This window comes from Rhizobium sp. CRRU65 (assembly GCF_048551595.1).
Taxonomy (GTDB): Bacteria; Pseudomonadota; Alphaproteobacteria; order Rhizobiales; family Rhizobiaceae; genus Rhizobium; species Rhizobium leguminosarum_J.
In genome coordinates, this window is record NZ_JBLYZH010000032.1 from 1 (window position 1) to 23,893 (window position 23,893).

The following is a 23,893-nucleotide window of genomic DNA, read 5'->3' on the forward strand; positions in this document are numbered from 1 at the left end:
CGGCGACGAATTCGCCCTTGGCCCAGTCGCCCATCACCTGCACCAGCGCGTCACCCTTGATGACCATGGCGGTTGCCAGGTTCCAGTCGCGGCCCGAGAAGTTCGGGTCGACATATTTGATGATCGTCGCCAGATTGTCGAACGACTTCTTCATCGTGTCGGACTTCAGCGATTCCTCGTCGAGGTCGTTGAAGGCCTTCTTGTAGAACTCCGGCCCGCCGGTCGACAGCACGATGGAATCGAACATCGTCGCTTCCTGCCAGTTCTGGCCGCCAAGCGCCAGCGGGATGACACCTGCGGCCTTGGCCTTGTCGAGCAGTGCGATCAGCTCGTCGAAGGTCTTCGGCTGGGTGCCGCCGATCTTGTCCATCACCGCCTTGTTGATCCACAGCCAGTTGACCGAGTGGACGTTGACCGGGGCTGCAACCCACTTGCCGTCATAGACCGAGAACTTCTGCAGGGCTGCCGGAACCGACTTGTCCCAGCCTTCCTTCTTCGCCGTCTCGGTCAGATCGCCCATGACGCCGGCCTGGGCATAATCGAGCACGGTATAACCCAGCATCTGCGAGGCTGTCGGATAGGTGCCGGCCGCAACCATCGCCTTCAGCGCCGTCATCGCCGCATCGCCGCCACCGCCGGCAACAGGCACATCCTTCCAGGCAAAACCTTCCTTCGAAAGATCCTGCTTCAAGACGTTCAGCGCCGCCGCCTCGCCGCCAGACGTCCACCAGTGCAGCATCTGTACTTCCTTAACGTCAGCGGCGTGGGCAGCACTGAGGCCAGCCATCATCACGACAGCAACAGCTGCCGAGCTCAAAAACTTGTTCATGAATTTCCTCCCGTTTGCAAATCGGCGGCGGGACCTCCCTGCCGCCCGATGCTTCCCGCCATTGCAGCGGTCAGCATACGGCCGCGCTCCTCCGCGCGGTTGCTAATTTAAAACGTTATAAATCTTTGGTCGTCAAGCCCTTTCTCGACTCCCGAGAAAAATATGGTTATTTCACTAAGCTACTGAATATAATTCATATTTAATCTATGGCTAACAAAACGCTAAAATTTAAAACGTTTCCATTCGTCGATTGCGCGCCTGATTCATCGTGTTATGGTATCGGCAATTCCAGCATGGAAAGCCAAGGGTGACCGAACCGTCCCGGCCGCAGCGCGGCGAAAATCTCGATATCACGCATAAGCGCGGCAAGCCGACCTTGCGAACGATCGCCACGATCGCCGGCCTTGCGGTGACGACGGTGTCACGGGCGCTTTCGGATGCGCCGCAGATTTCACTCGAGACCCGCCAACGGGTGCATCGTATCGCCCGCGAAATCGGCTATCTCCCTGACCGGGCCGCGCAGCGCCTGAAGACAGGCCGCACCAACGTCATCGCCATCCTGCTCGATTCGCACGAGGAAGTGGTCGGTTTCAGCACCTCGATCATGTACGGCATCGCCAAGGCGCTGAAGGAGACCTCATACCATCTGGTCGTCGCCCCGAATTTCCTGTCGACGACCGATATCGAGGCCGCCGAATACATCATCCGCAACCACCTCGCCGACGGGCTGATCTTCACGCGCACCGAACCGCTCGATGCGCGCGTCCGCCTGCTGCTCGAAACCGGCTTTCCCTTCATCTGTCATGGCCGCACTGAATTTTCGACGCCGCACCCCTATGTCGACTACGACAATTTCACCTTTGCCTATGAGGCGGCGCGCCGGCTGATCGCCAAAGGCCGCAGAAAGGTGGCGGTGATCCTGCCGCCGAAGCGGCTGACCTTCTGCCAGCATATCCTGCACGGCTTCATGACGGCGGTGCGGGAGGCAGGCATCGCCTATGAGGTTCCCGAGGCGGTCGATCTCGATACACCGGCAGACGTTCTGCGTGACTTCATCCGCAGCCGCGCAGCCGCGCCAGATGCTCCGGATGGCTTCATCTGTCCCGGCGAAGTTTCGGCGCTCGCCGTCATCAGCGGCATGAGCGATGCCGGCCGCATACTGGCGGTCGATTACGATATCGTCGCCAAGGAGACGTCCCGCCTTCTCACCCAGCTGCAGCCGAAGGTCGACACGATCCACGAGGACCTGACGGCGGCCGGCGAGGATTTGGGACGCATGCTGCTGCAGCGCATCAACAATCCGGATGCCGAGGATCTGCAACTCCTGCTGCCGCCGCAGATCAACTTTCCGATCGGTTAGACGACCTCGGGTTGGCATCAAACCTCGAAGCTACGAAAACCGGCGTGAAATCAACGTCATCTCATCCCTTAATGACGCTGACGCTTCAAAACTGTTTCCATGGCGCGTGAATTGTCCTAGAAGCACCGCGCAATCCGGTCGCAGCCCACCCGGTCAAAACAAGGGATCCAAAATATGAAAACCATCGTTGTCTGCTCCGGCGGACTGGACTCCGTTACGCTTGCCCACAAGGTAGCAGCGGAACAACAGCTTATCGGTCTCGTATCCTTCGACTACGGCCAACGGCATCGCAAGGAACTCGACTTCGCCGCCAGATGTGCCTCACGCCTCGCCGTTCCCCATCATATTATCGACATCGCCAGCATCGGCGGTCATCTCAGCGGATCGGCCCTGACCGACAATGTCGAGGTTCCGGATGGCCACTACGCCGAGGAGACCATGAAAGCCACCGTCGTGCCCAACCGCAATGCGATCATGCTGGCAATCGCGTTCGGTTTGGCGGCCGCGCAAAAAGCAGATGCCGTTGCCGTCGCGGTGCATGGCGGCGACCACTTCATTTATCCGGACTGCCGGCCGGGCTTCATCGATGCTTTCCAGCATATGCAAAACGAAGCGCTGGAAGGTTATGCCAGCGTCAAACTGCTTGCACCCTATGTCGACGTTTCCAAAGCGGCGATCGTGGTTGACGGCGAAAAACACGGCACGCCGTTCTCGGAAACCTGGTCCTGCTACAAGGGCGGCGAGCTCCACTGTGGGCGCTGCGGAACCTGTGTGGAACGCCGTGAAGCTTTCCATCTTGCCGGCGTCCCCGATCCCACGGAATACGAAGACCAGGATTTCTGGAGAGCGGCCGTGTCGCGATACTCGGCCACGGAGGTGCATTGATGTACCGCATCACCAAGGAGTTTCATCTCTCCGCCTCCCATCAATTGGATCACCTGCCCGCCGACCATCAATGTGCTCGGCTCCACGGTCACAACTACGTCGTCGTCGTCGAGCTGGCTGCGGAAAGCCTGAATGATGATGGCTTCGTCCGTGACTATCACGACCTCTCGCCGCTCAAGCGCTACATCGACGAAACTTTCGACCATCGTCACCTGAACGACGTCTTCGGCCATTCAAAAGTCACCTCCGAGTTCCTGGCGAGGCACTTCTACGACTGGTGCAAGCAGCACTTCCCGGAAACATCGTCCGTTCGCGTAAGCGAGACGCCGAAAACCTGGGCGGAGTACAGGCCGTGAGCGCCGGGACCATTCGCGTCAGCGAGATCTTTGGCCCGACCATACAGGGTGAAGGCGCCTTGATCGGGCTGCCGACGGTGTTCGTGAGGACAGGCGGCTGTGACTACCGGTGTTCCTGGTGCGACAGCCTTCACGCCGTCGATAGCGCCTTCCGGGATCAATGGATTCCCATGTCCACGGAGGCAATCTGGCACGAGGTCATGAAGCTCTCCGGTGGAAAGCCACTGACGGTTTCCCTTTCCGGAGGCAATCCGGCGATACAGCCCCTAAGGCCGCTTATCGAGCTTGGCCATTCGCGAGGATATCGTTTTACCCTGGAGACACAGGGAAGCATAGCCCAGAGCTGGTTTCGCGATCTCGACGTCCTGGTCGTCAGCCCCAAACCGCCATCGAGCGGAATGCTGACGGATTGGGATCAGGTGGATAACTGCCTGCAACTGGCCGCCGGCGGACCGGAGGTCGCATTGAAGATTGTTGTCTTCGACGATGCCGACTACGAATTCGCCCAACAGGCGGGTCAGCGCTATCCCCAAATTCCGTTGTTCCTTCAGCCAGGCAATCATACGCCGCCGCCGCCCGATAACGATGACGCACGCACTGATATCGACGGCGTGATGGATCGGATGCACTGGCTTGTCGAAAGGGTGACGGCCGACCAATGGTTTGAAGTCCGCGTACTGCCGCAATTGCACGTGCTGCTCTGGGGAAACAAGCGAGGCGTATGAGCCTGCCTGCGCTGAAAATCATGCAGCGACGTGCTCCGGAAAGGCGAAAACATCGACGGGCTCTCCAAGCCCGCGCAGCGGGAAGGTGCCGAGACTATCCATGTCCTTCGCGCAGCCCGCCATTTCGACAAAGGCCCGCGACAAGAGCACCGGACGCTTGACCTCCTTGGTCAGGGTTTCCAGTCGCGAGGCGACATTGACCGCCGGGCCGATGACGGTGAAATCCAGCCGCCGGCGCGAGCCGATATTGCCGTACATGACGTCGCCGACATGCACCCCGACGCCGTAGCGCAGCGGTTCGCGGCCGTTGCCCGCATATTGCTGGTTCAATTGCGCCATCAACGCCTGCCCTTCGCGGATCGCCTGCAGCAGATCGAGGCAGGCCGTTTCCTTGGCTAACGGGAAGATCGCCAGCAATCCGTCACCCATGAACTTCAGGATCTCTCCGCCATGCCGCTCGATCGGATCTGACATGGCGTCGAAATAATCGTTGAGCAGATGGATGACATCGTCACGCGGCCAGAGATCGGAGATCGCCGTAAAGTCGCGCAGGTCGCAGATCATGATTGCCGCCCCGACGGTCGCGCCGCTGCCGCGCGTCGTGACGCCCGACAGGATCTGTTCGCTCGCATGCGGTCCGACATAGGTCTGCAGCAGCGTGCGCGCCATGATGTTCTTCAGCCGGATTTCGCTGACGAGCGTCAAGGCCGGCAGCAGATCACGCAGGAAATCGACATGCTCGCTCGTAAAACCGCCCGGCCGGCTGGTCGAAAATGTCGCGACATGCCGTTTGCCGAAAGTATGCTCGAGGGGCCAGGCGATATACTCTGTGAGGCCGTCATCGCGCAGTTCCTGATAGAATGAATCCTCGTCGCCGTCGGCTGTGCCTTCCAGCTGTCTACGCACCTCCTCCGAACCCTGATGGATCGCGTTGACGGGGCTCTTCAGGAACTCCGGCGTATTTTCGACACCATAGGCGAAAGTGTTGATCTTCGCCTCTGCCAGGCCTTCCTTCCAGAGGATACGGGCGCCGATCCATTGCGGATGGTTCGTCCTGAAATGCAATGTCACCCGCGCCACCGGCACGCCTGCCGCCAGCAGCTTCTCGCACATGTCCACCAGGATATTGTCGATGAACCGCTCACCGCGCGTCTCGTTCACCAGCCAGTCGAGAATCCGTCTTCTGCGGATCGGCCAGACGCCTTCCTCCGCTTCGACGGCAGTCCCGGCCTTGTTCAAAAAAGACGACATCAAAAACTCCCGCTACGCCATATCGGCGAGTACCGAATTTAGAGCATGTCGCGCAAAAGTGTGCCGCGGTTTTGCGATAACGACATGCGTAAAAACAAAGGCCTAAAGCGCGAAGAGCGTATCTGAAAGATCGCGACGCGCTTTGGTTTCCGCTGAATGTGGGCGATGAGAGAGCAAATGATAAGAGGCAGACGGCGATCAAGCCTCAGAAATCCCAGTCCTCGTCCTCGGTCGCCACCGCCTTGCCGATGACATAGGAGGAACCGGAGCCGGAGAAGAAGTCGTGGTTCTCGTCGGCATTCGGCGAAAGCGCCGACAGGATCGCCGGATTGACCTTGCAGGCCTCAGCCGGGAACAGCGCCTCGTAGCCAAGGTTCATCAGCGCCTTATTGGCATTGTAATGCAGGAATTTCTTGACGTCCTCGGTCAGCCCGACGCCGTCATAGAGCGCTTCGGTATATTTCGCCTCGTTGTCGTAGAGTTCGAGCAGCAGTTCGAAGCCGAAATCCTTGATCTCCTGCTTCCGTTCCTCGCCGAGCCGCTCCAGCTCGCGCTGGAACTTGTAGCCGATATAATAGCCGTGCACCGCCTCGTCGCGGATGATCAGCCGGATCATGTCGGCCGTGTTGGTCAGCTTGGCCCGGCTCGACCAGTACATCGGCAGGTAGAAGCCGGAATAGAACAGGAAGCTTTCGAGAAAAACGCTCGCAACCTTCTTCTTCAACGGATCGCCGGAGCGATACTGCTCCATGATCAGCGCCGATTTCCGCTGCAGGAATTCGTTCTCCTCCGACCAGCGATAGGCATCGTCGACATCGGGCGTCGAGCACAGCGTCGAGAAGATCGACGAATAGGAGCGCGCATGCACCGCCTCCATGAAGGAGACGTTGGAAAGCACCGCCTCCTCATGCGGCGTTACCGCATCCTCCATCAGCCGGATGGAACCGACGCCGTTCTGGATCGTGTCGAGCAGCGTCAATCCAGTGAAGACGCGGATAGTCAGCTGCTGCTCGGCCGGCGTCAGCGTTGCCCAGGAGGGAATGTCGTTGGAAAGCGGCACCTTTTCCGGCAGCCAGAAATTGCCGGTGAGCCGGTTCCAGACTTCGAGATCCTTGTCGTCCTCGATGCGGTTCCAGTTGACGGCGCGCACGTGGGAAGCGGGTTTGATTTGCATGTTCATCGGGTGGTCCTTTTCGGGCGCCAGAATCTGCATGGCGAAGGGAACTGCGAACCCTCCCGTTCCTTGCAGCGCCAGCAGCATTCAAATCACAAGGTACAGGATACGCAGCCCTGCACCTCGGTGCCGGACAGCGCCATCTGGCGAAGGCGGATGTAGTAGATCGTCTTGATGCCCTTCTTCCAGGCATGGATCTGCGCCTTGTTGATGTCGCGCGTCGTTGCCGTGTCGCGAAAGAACAAGGTCAGCGACAGGCCCTGGTCGACATGCTGGGTCGCCGCTGCATAGGTGTCGATGATCTTCTCCGGCCCGATCTCGTAGGCGTCCTGATAATAATCGAGATTGTCGTTGGTCATGAACGGCGCCGGATAATAGACGCGGCCGATCTTGCCTTCCTTGCGGATCTCGATCTTCGAGACGATCGGATGGATCGAGGAGGTCGAGTGGTTGATATAGGAGATCGAGCCTGTCGGCGGCACCGCCTGCAGGTTCTGGTTATAGAGGCCGGAGGCCATCACCGCCTTTTTCAACGCCACCCAATCTTCCTGCGTCGGAATGTGAATGCCTGACGTCTCGAACAGCGCCTTGACCCTCTCCGTCGCAGGCTCCCAGAGCCGGTCGGTATATTTGTCGAAATAGTCGCCGGAGGCATATTTCGAGTTCTCGAAGCCCTTGAAGCTCGCGCCGCGTTCGACCGCCAAAAGATTCGAGGCGCGGATCGCGTGGTAGGTCACCGTGTAGAAATAGATGTTGGTGAAATCGACGCCTTCCTCGGAGCCATAGAAGATGCGTTCGCGGGCGAGGTAGCCGTGCAGATTCATCTGGCCGAGGCCGATCGCATGGCTCTCGTCATTGCCCTTCTCGATCGAAGGGACTGAGGAGATGTGGCTCATGTCGGAAACAGCACTCAACGCCCGGATCGAGGTCTCGATCGTCTTGCCGAAATCGACCGAATCCATCGCTGCCGCGATGTTCAGCGAGCCGAGATTACAGGAGATGTCCTTGCCGAGATGTTTGTAGGAGAGGTCGTCGTTATATTCGCTCGCCTCACTCACCTGCAGGATTTCCGAGCATAGATTGCTCATCGAAACACGTCCGGCGATCGGGTTTGCCCGGTTCACCGTGTCCTCGAACATGATGTAGGGATAGCCGCTCTCGAACTGGATTTCGGCAAGCACCTGGAAGAATTCGCGTGCCTTGATCTTCTTCTTGGAGATGCGGGCGTCGTCAGCCATCTCGCGGTACTTTTCCGTCACCGAAATCTCGGTGAAGGGCACGCCATAGACGCGCTCCACGTCATAGGGCGAGAACAGGTACATGTCCTCGTTGTTCCTCGCGAGTTCGAAGGTGATATCGGGCACGACGACGCCGAGCGACAGCGTCTTGATGCGGATCTTCTCGTCGGCATTTTCGCGCTTGGTGTCGAGAAAGCGCATGATGTCGGGGTGATGGGCATTGAGATAGACGGCCCCCGCGCCCTGCCGTGCGCCGAGCTGGTTGGCATAGGAAAAACTGTCTTCGAGCAGCTTCATGACAGGGATGATGCCCGAGGACTGGTTCTCGATATGCTTGATCGGCGCGCCTGCCTCGCGGATATTCGTCAGCGACAGCGCCACGCCGCCGCCGCGCTTCGACAATTGCAGCGCCGAATTGATCGACCGGCCGATCGATTCCATATTGTCCTCGACGCGCAGCAGGAAGCAGGAAACCAGTTCGCCGCGCTGCTTCTTACCGGCATTGAGGAAGGTCGGCGTCGCCGGCTGGAAGCGGCCGGAAATGATCTCGTCGACCATGTCGCGGGCAAGGCTCTCGTCGCCGCGCGCCAAGGCCAGGGCCACCATGCAGATGCGGTCCTCATAGCGCTCGAGATAGCGCTTTCCGTCGAAGGTCTTCAGCGTATAGCTGGTGTAATATTTGAAGGCGCCGAGGAAGGTCGGGAAACGGAACTTCTTGGCATAGGCCTGGTCGAACAGATCCCGCACGAAATTGAAGGAATACTGGTCGAGAACCTCCTGCTCGTAATAGCCCTCGGTCACGAGGTAATCGAGCTTTTCCCGGAGATTGTGAAAGAACACCGTGTTCTGGTTCACATGCTGCAGGAAATACTGCTTGGCCGCCATTCGATCCTTGTCGAGCTGGATCCGCCCCTGATCGTCATAGAGGTTCAGCATCGCATTCAGCGCGTGGTAGTCGAGCGTTTCCGCTGCTTTCAAAGGGCGTTCGAGAATTCCCGTGTCCAAAACCGTTCCATTCCGTGTTTGACGTTGGCGACATCCGCTTCTGTGCCCAGCAGTTCGAACCTGTAGAGGTAAGGCACCTGGCACTTCTTTGAGATCACGTCGCCGGCGAGCCCGTATGTTTCGCCGAAATTGCTGTTGCCCGCGGCAATCACGCCGCGGATGTGTCCTCGGTTTTCCGTATCGTTGAGGAAACGGATCACCTGCTTGGGAACGGCGCCCTTGCCGCCGTCGCCGCTATAGGTCGGCACGATCAGCACGAAGGGTTCGCGGATATGGAACGCGTCTGCGCCATTTGGCGGAATGCGCGCCGCGCGCAGTCCGAGCTTGGCGACGAACCGATGGGTGTTCTCGGACCGGCTGGAATAATAGACGATCAGAGCCATCGCCTTTCCTCAGGAAAGTGCGCTGATCATGTCGGGACGGAAGCCGGCCCAATGCTGCTCGCCGGCGATGACGACGGGCGCCTGCATGTAGCCGAGGCTGCGGACCCGCTCGAGCGCTTCGGCATTCTGCGAAATATCGACGATGTCATAATCGACGCCCAACCGGTCGAGGGCGCGGTAGGTGGCAGTGCATTGGACGCAGGCAGGCTTGCTGTAGACGGTGATGGTCATGATATTCCTCGTGACGACGCGATTGGGACGCAGGACATCGATCGGAAATCTCGCGATATCCGTCGAAAACACTCTGTATTTTGCAGCGATGCGGCTCGTTCAGCCGCTGGGCGTGATCCGCCCTCTACCTCTAGCGGGTGGCGGCCTGAACTGAGATACTGACATGACTTCACCCCGAAGTGGCTCAATGCGAAGGTTTCGGGGGCGGAGGCTCGGGCCTGCGAAACGCGATGCGGAGATTCCCCGCAGCCATGCAACGCGACCTTCCGACACCCCGCCCGTGGACGTTTCGTTCGAGGCAGGTCTCCTGGCTCACGGGTCAAAGCGCCTGCCCAGCCTTCCCGGAGCATCATGCTCCAGTGACCTGAAATCGGACAGTTGCTCGCCGCTTACAGTTGCGGGGGCAGCTCCGGCATTGCCGCGCCATGATGGCGAAGCGCACCGAATTCCCGTCTTAGCCGCCGATCCTCACGAATCGACGGAACCTCGAACACTAGATATAGTACGCCAATCCAAATTCGCGTCAACGGATGGTTTGTGCATTGCGTTACGACAGGTTTGAAATCGCTACGTTCCTGTGAAAAACATGGCTAACGAAAGCTTAAAGAAAGCAGGCTGTGGAGAAGGTCCTGACGAGGAGAGCCTATCTATGGCCGGTCCCGCGATTTTCGATTCGAGATCGGGCCTGAATCGTCGATGGGACATCCCGCCGGTGACGAGCGCGGGAGGGATGAAGTCAGGAAAGTTTATATCTTTATTCGAAGCAGCCGCAGCGCGTTGATCGTCACCAGCACGGTGGCGCCGGTATCGGCGAGGATCGCCGGCCAGAGCCCGGTGATGCCGGCGATCGTCGTCACCAGAAACACCGCCTTTAGTCCGAGTGCGATGGTGATGTTCTGCAGGATATTGCGCATCGTGCGTTTGGAAAGTTCGATCATCCGCGCCACGTCGCCGACACGTCCGTGCAGCACGGCGGCATCCGCCGTCTCCAGCGCCACATCGGTGCCGCCGCCCATAGCGATACCGATATCGGCAGCGGCCAGCGCCGGAGCATCGTTGATGCCGTCGCCGATCTTGGCGACGATGAAGCCTTGGCGCTTCAATTCGCCGACGACCCGCTGCTTGTCCTCCGGCATCATCTCGCCGCGCCAGTCGATGCCGAGCATGCCGGCAACGGCTGCTGCCGTCCGCTTGTTGTCGCCGGTCAGCATGATAGCCTTGACGCCTGCTGATTTGAGGGCAGCGAGCCCGGCCTCGGCATCCTGACGCGGCTCGTCGCGCATGGCGATAAGGCCGGCCACAACACCGTTGACGAGCAGCACCGACACGCTCTTGCCCTCGTCGTTCAACGCTGAGATGCGTGCATCCTGTTCAGCACTGAGCGTCCCGCGCTCGCGGGCGGCGGGCGGCGACAAGAGGTCCAGCGTCTCACCACCGACTTTGCCGCTGACGCCCTTGCCCGGCAGCGCTTCCAGCTCGAAGGCCGGCGGCACGGGAACGCCGTCCGCCTTGGCGCGGTTGAGGATCGCCAGCGCCAGCGGATGGCTGGAACCCTGTTCCAGCACCGCCGCGCGCGACAGCACCTGCGCCTCGGTCAGACCAAAGGAAATGATGTCAGTCACCTGAGGCTTGCCTTCCGTCAGCGTGCCTGTTTTGTCGAAGGCGACCATCGTCACCTTGCCGAGCGTCTCCAGCACCGCGCCGCCCTTCATCAGCAGCCCGCGCCGCGCACCGGATGAAAGCGAGGCAGCGATCGCCGCCGGCGTTGAGATGACGAGCGCGCAGGGGCAGCCGATCAAAAGGATCGCAAGGCCCTTATAGACCCATTCGCCCCATGGCCCTGCGAACAGCAGCGGCGGAACGACCGCAACCAGCGCTGCGACCACGACCACGCCGGGCGTGTAATAGCGCGAGAACCGATCGATGAAGCGCTCGGTCGGCGCCTTCGATTCCTGCGCCTCCTCCACCAGCTTGACGACGCGGGCGATGGTATTGTCGGCCGCGGCCGCCGTAACGCGAACCCTAAGCACCGCATCGCCATTCACCGTGCCGGCAAAAACGACGGCATCGACGCCCTTACGCACTGGCGTGCTCTCGCCCGTCACCGGCGCCTCGTCGATCGCGCTCTCGCCTGAGAGGATGATGCCGTCCGCCGAGATCCGATCGCCAGGACGAACCATGATGATGGCCCCGACCGAAAGGCTTTCCGCCGGCACCTCCCGTGTCTGCCCATTGTCTTCGAGCAGCGAGGTCTTCGGCACCAGCGCCGTCAGCGACTGGATGCTTTCGCGCGCCTTGCCCGCTGCCACCCCTTCCAGCAGCTCGCCAACGAGGAACAGGAACACAACGGTCGCCGCCTCTTCGCCGGCATTGATGATAACGGCGCCGACGGCGGCGATCGTCATCAGCATCTCGATCGAAAACGGTGTGCCTGAGAAGGCGGCCATGATGGCGCGCCGCGCGATCGGCACCAGCCCGATCAGCATGGCGACGATGAAGGCGTAGGACGCGATCGCCGGCACGAGATGGCCGACGGTGTAGGCGGCAACGAGTGCTCCACCCGAAAGGATGGTCAGCCGGCCCTTCCTGCTCTGCCACCAGGGACCGGCCATCGGCGCATGATCGTGCCCGTGCAACCCCTCGATTTCCTTCTCGCCATGATCGTGGGGATGGTCATGGCTATGACCTTCATGATCATGTACCGCATGATCGTCGTCATGGCCCGCGTGATCGCCGCAGCCATGTCCATGATCGTGACAATGCTGTGAGCCCTGAGTATGCGCAGGCGCAGCGTTTCCGGCAAGCGGCGCGACGGAATAGCCGAGCCCCGTCACCTTCTTCTCGATCACCTTGAGATCGCTGCTGCCATCGTGCCGCACGGTCATCGTGCCCGCCATCACCGAGACGGAAACATCGGCGACACCCGCCACGCGTCTGACCGCCGTATCGATCTTGGTTGCGCAGGCGGCGCAATCCATGCCGCCAACCCGGTATCGTGTCTCGCTCTCAGCCATCATCCGCTTCCTTGTCAAACAGAAGCATCTCTCCTACATCCTATAGCGACTAGAGGTGCAAGAGGAAAATCATGAAAAAGATCACCATTGGCGAAGCCGCGCGCCAAAGCGGCGTCAAGGTGCCGACGGTGCGCTATTATGAAAGCATTGGCCTGCTCGCCGCCCCGAGCCGCAGCGAGGGCAACCAGCGCTCCTTCGAGCCCGCCGATATCAGCCGTCTCGCTTTCATCCGCCACGCCCGCGAACTCGGTTTCGAGATCGACGCGATCCGCACGCTGCTCACCCTGCAGGACGATCCGCACCAGTCCTGCGCCTCAGCCGACGCCATCGCCAAGGCCCGCCTCATTGAGGTCGAGCAGCGCATCCGCAGCCTGATGGCGCTGAAGGCCGAGCTGGAAACCATGGTGGAAGGCTGCGGCCACGGCCGCGTCGACCAATGCCGCGTCATCGAAGTGCTCGCCGATCACGGCCAGTGCACGCATCCGCACCACTGATCTCTGCCCTTGCAGGCGATCCGCGCCCGCGCCAAAACTGAACGCAGATACAATCGGGCGAAGACATCAATGAACCAGAAGCGGATTGCGATCATCGGCGGCGGCCCGGCGGGTCTCGCGGCTGCCGAACTGCTTTCCCGTTCCGGTCATGCGGTGACGGTCTACGACGCCATGCCGACCTTTGCCCGCAAGTTCCTGCTGGCCGGCAAGTCCGGTCTCAACATTACCCATTCCGAGGATTATGCCCGTTTCACCACGCGCTTCGCCGCGGCTTCCGCCCGCCTGCGCCCCGCTCTTGATGCGTTTACCCCTGATGATATCAGGAATTGGGCAAGCGAGCTCGGGACGGAAACCTTCATCGGCTCGTCCGGCCGGGTTTTTCCGAAGGTGATGAAGGCCTCGCCTTTGCTGCGCGCCTGGCTCAGGCGGCTGGAGGCACAGGGCGCCACGCTGCGCACCCGCCACCGCTGGACCGGTTTTGCCGAAGACGGCTATGTTTTCGAAACGCTCGAAGGGCGCAGCATCGTCCATTGCGACGCGGCCCTGCTCGCGCTCGGCGGCGCAAGCTGGCCGCGCCTCGGCTCCGATGCTGCCTGGGTGCCTTGGCTGGTCGGCAGGGGTGTGGAAATTCACAGTTTTCAACCCGCCAATTGCGGCTTCGTCGTCGGATGGAGCGGGAACTTCAGCGAGCGTTTCGCCGGCGAGCCGGTAAAATCGGTCACCGCAACATCCGAGGCCGGCACGTTTCCCGGCGAATTCGTCATCACCGAGAGCGGCATCGAGGGCAGCCTGATCTATGCCCACACCGCCAGCCTCCGCGATCGGCTGCTGATCCACGGCAGCGCCGCCCTGACGCTCGACCTCGCACCCGGCCGCACCATCGACAGGCTGAGCCGCGACCTTGCACGGCAGGACGCCAAATCAAGTTTTTCGAACCGCCTGCGCAAGGGCGCCGGCCTCGACGGCGTCAAGGCGGCGCTGTTGCGCGAACTCGCTCCCGAGCGCGACCGAACCGTTCCGGAGCGTCTCGCCGGCATGATCAAGGCCCTGCCGGTGCCGGTGATCGAAACCCGCCCGATCGCCGAAGCGATCTCCTCGGCCGGCGGCATCCGCTGGAGCAGCATCAACGACAGCTACATGTTGAAGGCACTGCCCGGCACCTTCGTCGCCGGTGAGATGCTCGACTGGGAAGCGCCGACCGGCGGCTATCTCCTCACCGCCTGCCTGGCGACCGGCCGGACGGCAGCCCGTGGTATCGAAGCCTGGTTGCAGCGCTAGGCGCAGGCAGTCATCAGCACCGCGTGAGATCATCCCTCAGTCAGGCCGAGGCCGGACGGAATGTCATGGCGAGCCCATTCATGCAGTAGCGAAGCCCGGTTGGCTTCGGGCCATCATCGAAGACATGGCCGAGATGCCCACCGCAGCGGCTGCAGTGCACGGCGTTGCGCACCATGCCGTAAGTCGTGTCGTTCGTGGTGCCGACGGCTTTTTCGAGCGGCGCCCAGAAGCTCGGCCAGCCGGTGCCGCTGTCGAATTTGGTGGTCGAGGAAAAGAGGTCCTGATCGCAGCCAGCGCAGACGAAATTGCCCTTTCGCTCCTCATGCAGCAAGGCACTGGTGAAGGGCTGTTCCGTCCCCGCCTGGCGCAGGATGACATATTGATCCGGCGTCAGCAGCTTGCGCCATTCCTCGTCGGTGTGGGTCACCGCAAACGTCTCGGCGGCGATCGCCTTGCCGGCTAAGTCCAAGTGAACCGCGAGCGCCCCAAAAGCGGCGCCCGTCAGCAACAATCGTCTGTTCAGCATGGTCGGATCTCCTCGTCTGGCAAACCTTGCTTCTGCAAAGAACTACGAGAAAGAGGGTCTTTTGTTACACCATGGCCACCCAAACACCGAAATGTGATTTCCGTCACTTTCGTCAGAAAGCGCCGCACGCTGACGCCCGCCAGCGCCGGCCGATTGCAAACCAGCCATTTTTCTATCAGAATGTGCTGAAATTCGATGGGAGGAGCCGATGCACGAACACTCAGCGCACGCCGAGCACGTCTACACATCTGCCCAGCGCGATTCTGCGGCGGCGAGTTCCCCTGTCGTCGCCTCATGGCGGCGGTGCATGACCATGCACCAGCTCGCCCCCGAGGACCAGCGGGCTCCACTGCGCCTGACCGACCAGGAATTCCGCCGCGCGCGCGAGCAGTCCGAACAGCTGATTGCCAGCGCCACGGAAGAGCTCGATCGTCTCTTTACCACCGTTGGCAGGGCCGGCTGCTGCCTGCTTCTGACCGACAAGAACGGCATCGCGCTGGAACGCCGGGGCGCTGCCGGAGACGACAAGGAATTCCGCGAACTCGGCCTCTGGACCGGCTCGGTCTGGACCGAGGCCAGCATCGGCACCAACGGCATCGGCACCGCACTTGCCGACGAGCGTGCCGTCGCCATCTTCCGCGATCAGCATTTTTTCAGCTCGAACACCAGCCTCAGCTGCACGACCGCGCCGATCCGCGATCATCGTGGGCAGGTGGCAGCAGCCCTCGACATCTCCGCATGCCGCGAAGACGTCAACGAGATGACGCTGGCGATCCTGACGCAGACCGTGCGCGATGCGGCGATGCGCATCGAACTCAACCTTTTCCGCTCGGCCTTTGCCGGCGCGCGTTTCCTGATGGTCCCGGCCGGAGCCAATTCCGCTGCCGCCCTGCTCGCCGTCGACAGGCACGATCTGGTGCTCGGCGCAACGCGCGCCGCCCGCATCGCGTTGCAGCTGGACGACAAGCGCATCGCCGCCGGCATTCCGGCGGCCGATGCCCTGCACGAGGCTGGCGTCTCCCAGCAGGATGAGATCGTCGAGGCGGAGAAGGCGGCACTCTTGCGGGCGTTGTCGCGCGCCGGCGGCAATGTCTCGCAGGCAGCGATCGCACTCGGCATCAGCCGTGCCACGCTGCACAGGAAGATGAAAAAGCTCGATCTCCACTGATCAGTGTAAAGGTCCCGCTCCTGGAGGAATCGTGACCCGATGCTGTCGCAGGTCTGCGACACTGTGCACTGCGGTATGGAAGACCCGCCCTAGTCCCTCCGCCAAAACATGCTCATTTTCCTCCCACTGGTTCGCTTGGGAACCTGGATCATCAAGGGAGGATGACATGCTTCATCAGAAAATCGTCGAGTCGCCGTTCAAGCTGAAATACGGCAACTATATCGGCGGCGAATGGCGCGAGCCGGTCGAGGGAAAATACTTCGAAAACCTCACGCCCGTCACCGGCGGCAAGCTCTGCGACATTCCCCGCTCCAATGAAAAGGACATTAACCTCGCACTCGACGCCGCTCATGCGGCAAAGGAAAAATGGGGTCGCACCTCGGTTGCCGAGCGCTCCAATATCCTCATGAAGATCGCCCAGCGCATGGAAGACAAGCTTGAATTGCTCGCCCAGGCTGAGACCTGGGACAATGGCAAGCCGATCCGTGAAACCATGGCGGCCGACATTCCGCTGGCGATCGACCATTTCCGTTATTTCGCCTCCTGCATTCGCGCCCAGGAAGGTTCGATCGGCGAGATTGACCACGACACTGTCGCCTATCACTTCCATGAGCCGCTCGGCGTCGTCGGCCAGATCATTCCGTGGAACTTCCCGATCCTGATGGCCACCTGGAAGCTGGCGCCCGCACTTGCCGCCGGCAATTGCGTCGTACTGAAACCCGCCGAGCAGACCCCGGCCTCGATCCTGGTCTGGGCTGAACTCGTCGGCGATCTCCTGCCGGCAGGGGTCCTCAACATCGTCAACGGTTTCGGCCTCGAAGCCGGCAAGCCGCTGGCGACCAGCCCGCGCGTCGCTAAGATCGCCTTCACCGGCGAGACGACGACAGGCCGGCTTATCATGCAATATGCCAGCCAGAACCTCATTCCGGTGACGCTGGAGCTCGGCGGCAAATCGCCGAACATCTTCTTCGCCGACGTGATGGCGGAAGACGACGACTTCCTCGACAAGGCGCTCGAAGGCTTTGCGATGTTTGCCTTGAACCAGGGCGAAGTCTGCACCTGCCCGAGCCGCGCCCTCGTCCAGGAATCGATCTACGACCGTTTCATGGAAAAGGCCGTCAAACGCGTTGAGGCGATCAAGCAGGGCAACCCGCTCGATAGCGCAACGATGATCGGCGCCCAGGCCTCGACCGAGCAGCTGGAAAAGATCCTCGCCTATCTCGACATCGGCAAGCAGGAAGGCGCGGAAGTGCTGACCGGCGGCTCGCGCAACGATCTCGGCGGCGAGCTGGCGAACGGCTACTATGTCAAGCCGACGATCTTCAAGGGTCACAACAAGATGCGCGTGTTCCAGGAGGAAATCTTCGGGCCGGTGGTTTCGGTGACGACCTTCAAGAACGAGAAGGAAGCGCTCGAAATCGCTAACGACACGCTCTACGGCCTCGGCGCCGGCGTCTGGAGCCGCGATGCCAATCGCTGCTACCGTTTCGGCCGCGAGATCCAGGCCGGCCGCGTCTGGACCAACTGCTACCACACCTACCCGGCCCATGCCGCCTTCGGCGGCTACAAGCAGTCGGGCATCGGCCGTGAAACCCATAAGATGATGCTCGACCACTACCAGCAGACCAAGAACATGCTGGTGAGCTACAGCCCGAAGGCACTCGGCTTCTTCTGAGATGCTTCGGCATGGTGGGAGGGTCTCACCCCCCTCCCCAACCCCTCCCCACAAGGGGGAGGGGCTTAACCCGTTGAACTGCCTCGTTCTAAAAAGACATATCTTCTTGCCGAAACTTCGGCGTGGTGAGCTGTCGGAGCGGCATTATAAGTCCCTCCCCCTTGTGGGGAGGGGTTGGGGAGGGGAATTCTCCTCCCGAAACTTTGGAGGAAGAGTGATGGAAACCACCGTCAACGGCGAACCGCGTGTTCTCGCAACCGACGCAGCTCTCGATCTGATCGCAGAAATCAAGCGCGATCATCCCGATATCCTCTTCCACCAGTCCGGCGGCTGCTGCGACGGCTCCTCGCCGATGTGTTATCCGGCCAACGAATTCATGATCGGCGACAGTGACGTCAAGCTCGGCGAGATCGGCGGCGTACCTGTTTATATCAGCGCCGGCCAGTTCGAGGCGTGGAAGCATACGCAGCTGATCATCGACGTCGTGCCCGGCCGCGGCGGCATGTTCTCGCTCGACAATGGCCGCGAGAAGCGCTTCCTCACCCGCTCCCGCCTCTTCGGCGGCGGCGAGGCCTGCGCAGTGCCTGATGTGAAGGTCAGGGCGGTCTGAGGCTGTCGTTCGACCGGTGGGAATTTCGCCTGTAGTATTCCCATAGTACCTGCTCTCCACAGCTCTTTGCTAAGCTCCGCCAGTTGGTTTCAAAGGGAGGAAACGATGCCAGCCTCAAAGATCCTGATGATAACAGGTGATTTCACCGAAGATTACGAAACGATGGTGCCGTTCCAGACACTGCTCGCCTGCGGCTATACGGTCCATGCCGTCTGCCCCGGCAAGAACGCTGGCGAGACCGTCGCCACCGCCATCCACGATTTCGAAGGCGACCAGACCTATTCCGAAAAGCGCGGCCATAATTTTGCGCTGAACGCCACTTTCGACAGTGTGCGGGCCGAAGATTACGATGCCCTCGTCATCCCCGGCGGCCGCGCGCCAGAATATCTTCGCCTCAATGCCGATGTCCTCAAATTCGTCCGGCACTTCTTCGACGCAGGAAAACCCGTCGCCGCCATCTGCCATGGCGCGCAACTGCTCGCCGCCGCTGGCGTGCTGAAGGGCCGCACCTGCTCGGCCTATCCCGCCTGCCGGCCGGAGGTCGAACTTGCCGGCGGCATTTATGCCGACATCGCTATCAGCGATGCAGTCTCGGACGGCAATCTGGTCACGGCGCCCGCTTGGCCGGCGCATCCGTCGTGGCTGCGCCAGTTCATGGCCGTGCTCGATGCCGCAGCACTGCTCGAAACCAACGCCGCCTGAGAAGGGCGGCACCGGGGAGGACGATATGTGTGAACTGTTTATCAAGGCGGATGCTCGGCTCTGGGAAAGCGCCACCCGATCGCTGCGCATCGACGGCATGGTCACCAGCGTCAGGCTGGAGAACTTCTTCTGGGCGAAGCTGGAGGAAATCGCCCGCCGCGACGGCATGAATGTCGTCCAGCTGATCACCCGGCTGCATCATGAATCGATCGATGCCGGCCACGATCTCGGCAACTTCACGTCTTTCCTGCGGGTCTGCTGTGCCCGCTATCTCGACCTGCAGCTCACCGGCGACATCCCGGCCGATGTCACCCGTCCCATCGCCGGCCTCGACGCGCCTGTCATCCTCGACCGCGAACGGGCGAAATATCATTGAAAGCTGGTCCGACAGGCGATCAAAGACGAACGGCCTGCGGATAGCTTCGCGGGCCGTTTTGCAAACATCTGGGCGGCGGGCTTGCGCTGCCGCACAGCCTGGATCAACAATGCGCGGCACCGTCCAGCGCGGGCACCGTCAGGAGATCGATTGCCATGAAAGACCAGAAAGCCGTGATCGTCACCGGAGCCGGCGGCAACCTCGGCAGCGCCGTTGTCCGCGAGCTTGCCAGCGCCGGCGCCAAACTCGTCTGCATGAACCGTTCGAGCCATGAGCTGGAAGCCTTGGCCGGCGATCTTCCTGCCTCCACCGAGTTTCTGTCGATCGCGGGAACGGACCTGACTGATTATGCTTCCTGTGCCGCCGCTGTCGCTCGGGCCGTCAAGCGCTTTGGCGGCGTCAGCGCGTTGGTCAACACCGTCGGTGGTTTCCAGATGGGGCCGGTCGGGCCGGAGGCGCCCGCGCAGTGGGAGACGATGATGACCGCAAACGCCCGCACTGCCCTGACGATCAGCGCCGCGGTTCTCACGACCATGAAGGCGGCCGGCTACGGCCGCATCGTTCATATCGCCGCCGCGCCCGGCCTGAAGGCTGGCGCCAAGCAGGCCGCTTACGCCGCCTCGAAAGCCGCCGTCATCCGGCTGACCGAGGCGATCGCTGCCGAATGCCGCGACGACCGCATCACCGCCAACTGCATCCTGCCCGGCACGATCGACACGCCTGAGAACCGCGCAGCCATGCCCGATGCGAAGACGGACGGCTGGGTATCGCCGCAATCGATCGCCCGCCTCGTCGCCTTCCTGATTTCGCCGGCCGCAGCCGTCGTCACCGGCGCGGCAATCCCGGCGACCGGCCGCGAATAGCGGGTGACGTGGCATGATCGGTCGCCCGCGACTGCTCCTTTGCCGAGATCCGTGGGTGATGAACAACAGAGCCCTGCAAGTTTTAATCAGTGATTTACGATCTGACTTGAGCTTCGGTTCGCCTTGAGGCAGCCTCGTCTGCGCCTGCTCATGGGACGGGCAGGGGAACAGCGGGCGGACACAATGGTGTTGATGATCGCATTGCAGCGGCATTTGCCAGAAGGCGGATGGTTTCGATGACGGAGGGTCCGGCATTGCGCGCCGTCGGCGCAACCAGCCTGATGCGCGAGGAATGGTTCCTGGGCGTCAGCGTCGCGACCAGCCTGGCGTTTCTTGCCTTCCAGGAACAGCTCTTCGGCCGGCTTGCCGATCCCCTTTGGTTCACTGTCGTTTTCGCGTGGCTGTTCGCCGCCGTCCTTGGCTCCGCTCTGTCGGTTGTCCGGCATGCGGATCATTTGGCTGAGCGGCTGAAGGAGCCCTACGGCACGCTCATTCTGACGCTTGCCATCACCTCGATCGAGGTGATGGCAATATCAGCCGTCATGCTTCACGGCGAGAACAATCCGACGCTTGCACGCGACACCCTGTTCGCAGTCGTCATGATCATCCTGAACGGCATGGTCGGCCTGTCATTGCTGCTGGGCGCATGGCGGCGACCGGAACAGCAGCATAACCTGCAGGGCGCCAACGCCTATCTGGGTGTCATCGTTCCGCTGGCAACCCTGAGCCTGGTGATGCCGACATTTCTTGCAGGCCCGGACGGACAGCATCCATCCGCACCGAGACAACTGATACTGGGCATAATATCGGTCGGCCTTTACGCTACGTTTCTGCTTCTTCAGGCGGGCCGCCATCGGGATTATTTCACTGACGACAGCAACCTTCACGAGCCTGTCAGCGAACGTGTCCCTCGCCATCGACCGGTCTGGCCTCATGCCATTTTGCTTTTCGCCCATATGGGTCCGGTCGTCTTTCTAGTCGAACAGCTTGCCCGACCGATCGATTACATTATCGAAACCCTGCATGCCCCAACCGCATTTGGCGGTGTCGTCATGGCCATCCTTGTCGCGACACCCGAGGCAATCAGCGCCGTGCGCGCGTCCGTCGCCAACAATCTTCAGCGCGCCGTCAACATTTTCCTTGGTTCGGTGCTGTCGACGATCGGGCTGACCGTACCGGCAATGCTTGTTGTCAGTCAGCTCTACGGACACCCCGTGACACTCGGCCTGGAGCATGGAGATCTGGTGATGCTCCTGCTCACTCTTGCCGTCAGCATCATCACCTTTGCCAGCGGCCGCACGCACCTCATGCAAGGCGCTGTCCATCTGGTGCTTTTCCTGGCTTACATGTTGCTGATTTTCCAGCAATGAAACCCGCTCGATGGCGGCCGCGCAAGATCAGGAAAGTAAAGAGTTCCGCGCTTGGTCTGTCTTCCGCTATGATGACGGGAGCTATTGCACAGCTTGCAAGCAATCACGGTGGCTGCAGGACCTACGCGGCGATACGGAGATGGGACTTGGGCTCACTGTTGGTTGGCGGGCTGGTATTTGTTTTTCTGTCGATGGCGACGTCGATAGGATTGATCGTGCGCGGCCGCTTGCCGGATCACCATCTCAATGCAGAATCCAAGGACGTCATCAGGCTGGCGACCGCGGTGGTGGGAACGCTGTCGGCTCTGGCGCTCGGCCTTCTGATCGCATCCGCCAAGTCATCCTATGACAACGCCGAAGTGGAAATGAGAACGGCGGCGGCACGGGTACTCCTGCTTGACCGCGTCATGGCGCAATACGGGCCGGAAACCGACAAGGCGCGTCAATTGCTGCGTGAACTCATCGAGAAACGCCTGAGCCGTGGCTGGACTGCCGAGACCACCGACGAGACATCCGGCAATGCGCCGGGGGAATATCAGGACATCGAGGCGGTTCAGGCCGACCTTCGGTCCCTGGCGCCGAGGGATGCCGTGCAGCACTCTCTCCAGGCGCGTGCGCTGGAAGTGAGCGGCATGTTGGCCGAAACCCACTGGCTGTTGGTTGAATCCGGCAAAGAGGGTTTACCCTGGGCTTTTCTGACCGTTCTCGTCTGTTGGCTTTCGCTGCTCTTTGCGACCTTCGGGCTGCAGGCGCCGGCCAATCCGACAGTGCTGTCAATTCTGCTCGTCTGCGCCCTGTCCGTCGCCGGCGCCATCTTCCTGGTTTCGGATATGGCCAACCCATATGTCGGGCTGATCCGTGTTTCGGATGCACCATTACAGTTTGCCATCGAACGGCTGGGGAAACCGTAGCCGCGTCATCTTATCCATCGAGGACGAGCTCACAGTTTAATTGTGCACCAGCAGCTATTGCAATTTTTAGCAATGCCGCGACATAATATCGCATGCCCGGAACTTTTCGGAGAGGGGTCGTCTCCACCGAGGCACGCATGAAGACTACAGCGCCGCGCGTCTTTTCAGACGCGCAAAGGACGCAGTAGATCATTGAAATTGCTGCATAATTCAAAAAACCGATTTGCTTCTATGAATTATGCAGTAGGCTCGTAAACATCGGGGCGGCGGCAATGCGTGTGAGATTGTATCAGGGTCTGCACCTGTCCATGATGCTTGCCGGCATGGCAATTCTCGCTGGCTGTGAGGAAAGCGGCAACACCTACGTTGCCCCTCCTCCACCTCCGGTTCGTGTCGCCCAGCCGGTCCAGCAACCGGTAACGCTCTATTTCGAACTCACCGGCAACACGGCGCCGCTCAACTCCGTCGATATCGAGGCGCGCGTCCAAGGCTACGTCCAATCGATCGATTACCAGGACGGCATGACGGTGATGAAGGGCACCAAGCTCTTCGGAATTGAGCGCAACACTTATCAGGCACAACTGGATCAGGCCAAGGCATCGCTCGCCTCGCAACAAGCGTCCCAGGTCGGCGCGAAGCAGGAATACGACCGGCAGCTCAATCTGTCGAAGCAACAGGTCACCACCCAGACCGCGGTTGACAGCGCCAAAGCGACGCTCGACGAGGCGAATGCATCCATCCTCAATGCCCAGGCCAATCTCGATCTTGCGACGATCAACCTCGGATATACGGAGGTGCTTGCCCCGTTCGACGGCACCGTCACCGATCACCTCGTCGATATCGGCGCGCTTGTCGGCGTATCCGGTCCCACCAAACTCGCCAGCATCGTTCAGACCGATCCGCTTTATGCCTATTTCAACGTCAGCGAAACCCAGGTGCTGATGATCAAGGAAACCCTGGCAAGGCAGGGGCGCACCTTCAAGCAGACGGATCTTCCGAGCATTCCGGCAGAACTCGGCCTGCAGACCGAGGAAGGCTACCCGCATAAGGGACATCTCGACTACGTCTCGCCGCAGCTCGATGCCTCTACAGGCACGCTTCAGGTGCGCGCCCTCTTCGATAACAAGGACCACGCCATGCTGCCTGGTCTCTTCGTGCGCGTCCGGGTGCCGGTCGGCCACAACGACAAGGCTCTGCTGGTGCGCGACGACGCCATCGGAACGAACCAGCTGGGCAGCTACCTGCTCGTTCTAGGCAAGGATGACGTCATCGAGCAGAAGCAGGTCAAGACCGGCCAGCGCGAAGGTGCGCTCCGTGTCATCGACTCCGGCCTCGATCCGGCCGACTGGGTCGTGACGCAAGGTATCCAGCAGGCCATCCCCGGCGGCAAGATCGCGCCCGAGAAAATAGAAATGAACCCGCCGGCAGCTTCCGCCGGCGATGCCAAGGCCAAGACCACCACGCAATGA

At 60.9% G+C, this 23,893-nt stretch carries 23 protein-coding genes and 1 riboswitch; of the genes, 15 read left to right on the forward strand and 8 right to left on the reverse strand.

The features are described from left to right. On the reverse strand, nt 1–829 hold an 829-nt coding region (locus ACM5SV_RS35890; RefSeq protein ID WP_419425519.1), incomplete at its 3' end, for an ABC transporter substrate-binding protein. Nucleotides 830–1,136: 307 nt separating this feature from the next. On the opposite strand from ACM5SV_RS35890, the gene ACM5SV_RS35895 reads away from it, so the two are divergent. The 4 genes from ACM5SV_RS35895 to queE all read left to right on the forward strand — a co-directional run bounded on the left by ACM5SV_RS35895 (nt 1,137) and on the right by queE (nt 4,155). Beyond that, complete coding sequence (locus ACM5SV_RS35895) at nt 1,137–2,189, forward strand: LacI family transcriptional regulator (protein ID WP_012759102.1); 1,053 nt, start codon at nt 1,137–1,139, stop codon at nt 2,187–2,189. A gap of 174 nt (nt 2,190–2,363) precedes the next feature. Next, nucleotides 2,364–3,074: a 7-cyano-7-deazaguanine synthase QueC gene (queC, locus tag ACM5SV_RS35900; protein ID WP_222018278.1), complete on the forward strand. Its 711-nt coding sequence runs from the start codon at nt 2,364–2,366 to the stop codon at nt 3,072–3,074. Further along, on the forward strand, nt 3,074–3,430 hold the full coding sequence (gene queD, locus ACM5SV_RS35905; protein ID WP_012759104.1) for a 6-carboxytetrahydropterin synthase QueD: 357 nt from the start codon (nt 3,074–3,076) through the stop codon (nt 3,428–3,430). Before queC ends, queD begins: the two co-directional genes overlap by 1 nt. Then, nucleotides 3,427–4,155 carry a 7-carboxy-7-deazaguanine synthase QueE gene (queE, locus tag ACM5SV_RS35910; protein WP_222018276.1) on the forward strand — a complete coding sequence of 243 codons (729 nt, stop codon included), beginning with the start codon at nt 3,427–3,429 and terminating at the stop codon, nt 4,153–4,155. Before queD ends, queE begins: the two co-directional genes overlap by 4 nt. Before the next feature lie 18 nt (nt 4,156–4,173). On the opposite strand, the gene ACM5SV_RS35915 is transcribed toward queE, so the two are convergent. From ACM5SV_RS35915 to ACM5SV_RS35940, 6 genes are all read right to left on the reverse strand, one after another. Then, a complete protein-coding gene (locus ACM5SV_RS35915; protein ID WP_222018275.1) occupies nt 4,174–5,406 on the reverse strand; it encodes an adenylate/guanylate cyclase domain-containing protein in 1,233 nt (410 codons plus the stop codon). Between the two features lie 205 nt (nt 5,407–5,611). Next, nucleotides 5,612–6,586 carry a class 1b ribonucleoside-diphosphate reductase subunit beta gene (nrdF, locus tag ACM5SV_RS35920; protein ID WP_222018273.1) on the reverse strand — a complete coding sequence of 325 codons (975 nt, stop codon included), beginning with the start codon at nt 6,584–6,586 and terminating at the stop codon, nt 5,612–5,614. 86 nt (nt 6,587–6,672) lie between these two features. Next, entirely contained in the window at nt 6,673–8,823 is a 2,151-nt protein-coding gene (gene nrdE / locus ACM5SV_RS35925) for a class 1b ribonucleoside-diphosphate reductase subunit alpha (protein ID WP_260686302.1), read from the reverse strand. Continuing rightward, nucleotides 8,793–9,206, reverse strand: coding sequence for a class Ib ribonucleoside-diphosphate reductase assembly flavoprotein NrdI (gene nrdI / locus ACM5SV_RS35930; RefSeq protein ID WP_012759109.1), 414 nt, complete (start codon nt 9,204–9,206; stop codon nt 8,793–8,795). Before nrdI ends, nrdE begins: the two co-directional genes overlap by 31 nt. Before the next feature lie 9 nt (nt 9,207–9,215). Continuing rightward, complete coding sequence (nrdH, locus tag ACM5SV_RS35935) at nt 9,216–9,437, reverse strand: glutaredoxin-like protein NrdH (protein WP_222018269.1); 222 nt, start codon at nt 9,435–9,437, stop codon at nt 9,216–9,218. Nucleotides 9,438–9,716: 279 nt separating this feature from the next. Then, nucleotides 9,717–9,941: riboswitch (cobalamin riboswitch) on the reverse strand. Between the two features lie 242 nt (nt 9,942–10,183). Beyond that, nucleotides 10,184–12,451, reverse strand: a complete 2,268-nt coding sequence (locus ACM5SV_RS35940) for a heavy metal translocating P-type ATPase (protein ID WP_222018266.1) — start codon at nt 12,449–12,451, stop codon at nt 10,184–10,186. A 71-nt stretch (nt 12,452–12,522) separates the two neighbouring features. Here ACM5SV_RS35940 and ACM5SV_RS35945 point away from each other — a divergent pair, with 71 nt between their 5' ends. After that, nucleotides 12,523–12,945: a MerR family transcriptional regulator gene (locus ACM5SV_RS35945; RefSeq protein ID WP_012759112.1), complete on the forward strand. Its 423-nt coding sequence runs from the start codon at nt 12,523–12,525 to the stop codon at nt 12,943–12,945. A 69-nt stretch (nt 12,946–13,014) separates the two neighbouring features. After that, nucleotides 13,015–14,223, forward strand: a complete 1,209-nt coding sequence (locus ACM5SV_RS35950; RefSeq protein ID WP_222018265.1) for a TIGR03862 family flavoprotein — start codon at nt 13,015–13,017, stop codon at nt 14,221–14,223. A gap of 40 nt (nt 14,224–14,263) precedes the next feature. Here ACM5SV_RS35950 and msrB read toward each other — a convergent pair whose 3' ends face one another. Beyond that, a complete protein-coding gene (gene msrB / locus ACM5SV_RS35955) occupies nt 14,264–14,749 on the reverse strand; it encodes a peptide-methionine (R)-S-oxide reductase MsrB (RefSeq protein WP_012759114.1) in 486 nt (161 codons plus the stop codon). 208 nt (nt 14,750–14,957) lie between these two features. Here msrB and ACM5SV_RS35960 point away from each other — a divergent pair, with 208 nt between their 5' ends. The 9 genes from ACM5SV_RS35960 (at nt 14,958) to ACM5SV_RS36000 (ending at nt 23,893) form a co-directional block, all read left to right on the forward strand. Next, nucleotides 14,958–15,917 (forward strand): helix-turn-helix domain-containing protein, encoded by a 960-nt coding sequence (locus ACM5SV_RS35960; protein WP_128440364.1) that lies wholly within the window; start codon nt 14,958–14,960, stop codon nt 15,915–15,917. Nucleotides 15,918–16,083: 166 nt separating this feature from the next. Then, a complete protein-coding gene (gene adh, locus ACM5SV_RS35965; RefSeq protein WP_222018263.1) occupies nt 16,084–17,592 on the forward strand; it encodes an aldehyde dehydrogenase in 1,509 nt (502 codons plus the stop codon). Nucleotides 17,593–17,809: 217 nt separating this feature from the next. Next, nucleotides 17,810–18,202 carry a DUF779 domain-containing protein gene (locus ACM5SV_RS35970; protein ID WP_012759117.1) on the forward strand — a complete coding sequence of 131 codons (393 nt, stop codon included), beginning with the start codon at nt 17,810–17,812 and terminating at the stop codon, nt 18,200–18,202. A 105-nt stretch (nt 18,203–18,307) separates the two neighbouring features. Continuing rightward, a complete protein-coding gene (locus ACM5SV_RS35975) occupies nt 18,308–18,904 on the forward strand; it encodes a DJ-1/PfpI family protein (RefSeq protein WP_113548574.1) in 597 nt (198 codons plus the stop codon). A gap of 25 nt (nt 18,905–18,929) precedes the next feature. Further along, nucleotides 18,930–19,280 (forward strand): ribbon-helix-helix domain-containing protein, encoded by a 351-nt coding sequence (locus ACM5SV_RS35980; protein WP_012759119.1) that lies wholly within the window; start codon nt 18,930–18,932, stop codon nt 19,278–19,280. A 155-nt stretch (nt 19,281–19,435) separates the two neighbouring features. Beyond that, nucleotides 19,436–20,143, forward strand: a complete 708-nt coding sequence (locus ACM5SV_RS35985; RefSeq protein WP_222018261.1) for an SDR family NAD(P)-dependent oxidoreductase — start codon at nt 19,436–19,438, stop codon at nt 20,141–20,143. A 236-nt stretch (nt 20,144–20,379) separates the two neighbouring features. Next, entirely contained in the window at nt 20,380–21,513 is a 1,134-nt protein-coding gene (locus tag ACM5SV_RS35990; RefSeq protein ID WP_113548582.1) for a calcium:proton antiporter, read from the forward strand. A gap of 146 nt (nt 21,514–21,659) precedes the next feature. Beyond that, nucleotides 21,660–22,424, forward strand: coding sequence for a DUF4239 domain-containing protein (locus ACM5SV_RS35995; RefSeq protein ID WP_131629384.1), 765 nt, complete (start codon nt 21,660–21,662; stop codon nt 22,422–22,424). A 272-nt stretch (nt 22,425–22,696) separates the two neighbouring features. After that, nucleotides 22,697–23,893 carry an efflux RND transporter periplasmic adaptor subunit gene (locus ACM5SV_RS36000; RefSeq protein ID WP_113548577.1) on the forward strand — a complete coding sequence of 399 codons (1,197 nt, stop codon included), beginning with the start codon at nt 22,697–22,699 and terminating at the stop codon, nt 23,891–23,893.

What these genes read in the sequence shown, in the direction of transcription:
- queC (WP_222018278.1), top strand. Translation starts at nt 2,364, where the DNA reads ATGAAAACCATCGTTGTCTGCTCCGGCGGACTGGACTCCGTTACGCTT.
- queD (WP_012759104.1), top strand. Translation starts at nt 3,074, where the DNA reads ATGTACCGCATCACCAAGGAGTTTCATCTCTCCGCCTCCCATCAATTG.
- ACM5SV_RS35915 (WP_222018275.1), bottom strand. Translation starts at nt 5,406, where the DNA reads ATGTCGTCTTTTTTGAACAAGGCCGGGACTGCCGTCGAAGCGGAGGAA.
- nrdF (WP_222018273.1), bottom strand. Translation starts at nt 6,586, where the DNA reads ATGAACATGCAAATCAAACCCGCTTCCCACGTGCGCGCCGTCAACTGG.
- nrdI (WP_012759109.1), bottom strand. Translation starts at nt 9,206, where the DNA reads ATGGCTCTGATCGTCTATTATTCCAGCCGGTCCGAGAACACCCATCGG.
- nrdH (WP_222018269.1), bottom strand. Translation starts at nt 9,437, where the DNA reads ATGACCATCACCGTCTACAGCAAGCCTGCCTGCGTCCAATGCACTGCC.
- ACM5SV_RS35940 (WP_222018266.1), bottom strand. Translation starts at nt 12,451, where the DNA reads ATGGCTGAGAGCGAGACACGATACCGGGTTGGCGGCATGGATTGCGCC.
- ACM5SV_RS35945 (WP_012759112.1), top strand. Translation starts at nt 12,523, where the DNA reads ATGAAAAAGATCACCATTGGCGAAGCCGCGCGCCAAAGCGGCGTCAAG.
- ACM5SV_RS35950 (WP_222018265.1), top strand. Translation starts at nt 13,015, where the DNA reads ATGAACCAGAAGCGGATTGCGATCATCGGCGGCGGCCCGGCGGGTCTC.
- msrB (WP_012759114.1), bottom strand. Translation starts at nt 14,749, where the DNA reads ATGCTGAACAGACGATTGTTGCTGACGGGCGCCGCTTTTGGGGCGCTC.
- ACM5SV_RS35960 (WP_128440364.1), top strand. Translation starts at nt 14,958, where the DNA reads ATGCACGAACACTCAGCGCACGCCGAGCACGTCTACACATCTGCCCAG.
- adh (WP_222018263.1), top strand. Translation starts at nt 16,084, where the DNA reads ATGCTTCATCAGAAAATCGTCGAGTCGCCGTTCAAGCTGAAATACGGC.
- ACM5SV_RS35970 (WP_012759117.1), top strand. Translation starts at nt 17,810, where the DNA reads ATGGAAACCACCGTCAACGGCGAACCGCGTGTTCTCGCAACCGACGCA.
- ACM5SV_RS35975 (WP_113548574.1), top strand. Translation starts at nt 18,308, where the DNA reads ATGCCAGCCTCAAAGATCCTGATGATAACAGGTGATTTCACCGAAGAT.
- ACM5SV_RS35980 (WP_012759119.1), top strand. Translation starts at nt 18,930, where the DNA reads ATGTGTGAACTGTTTATCAAGGCGGATGCTCGGCTCTGGGAAAGCGCC.
- ACM5SV_RS35985 (WP_222018261.1), top strand. Translation starts at nt 19,436, where the DNA reads ATGAAAGACCAGAAAGCCGTGATCGTCACCGGAGCCGGCGGCAACCTC.
- ACM5SV_RS35990 (WP_113548582.1), top strand. Translation starts at nt 20,380, where the DNA reads ATGACGGAGGGTCCGGCATTGCGCGCCGTCGGCGCAACCAGCCTGATG.
- ACM5SV_RS36000 (WP_113548577.1), top strand. Translation starts at nt 22,697, where the DNA reads ATGCGTGTGAGATTGTATCAGGGTCTGCACCTGTCCATGATGCTTGCC.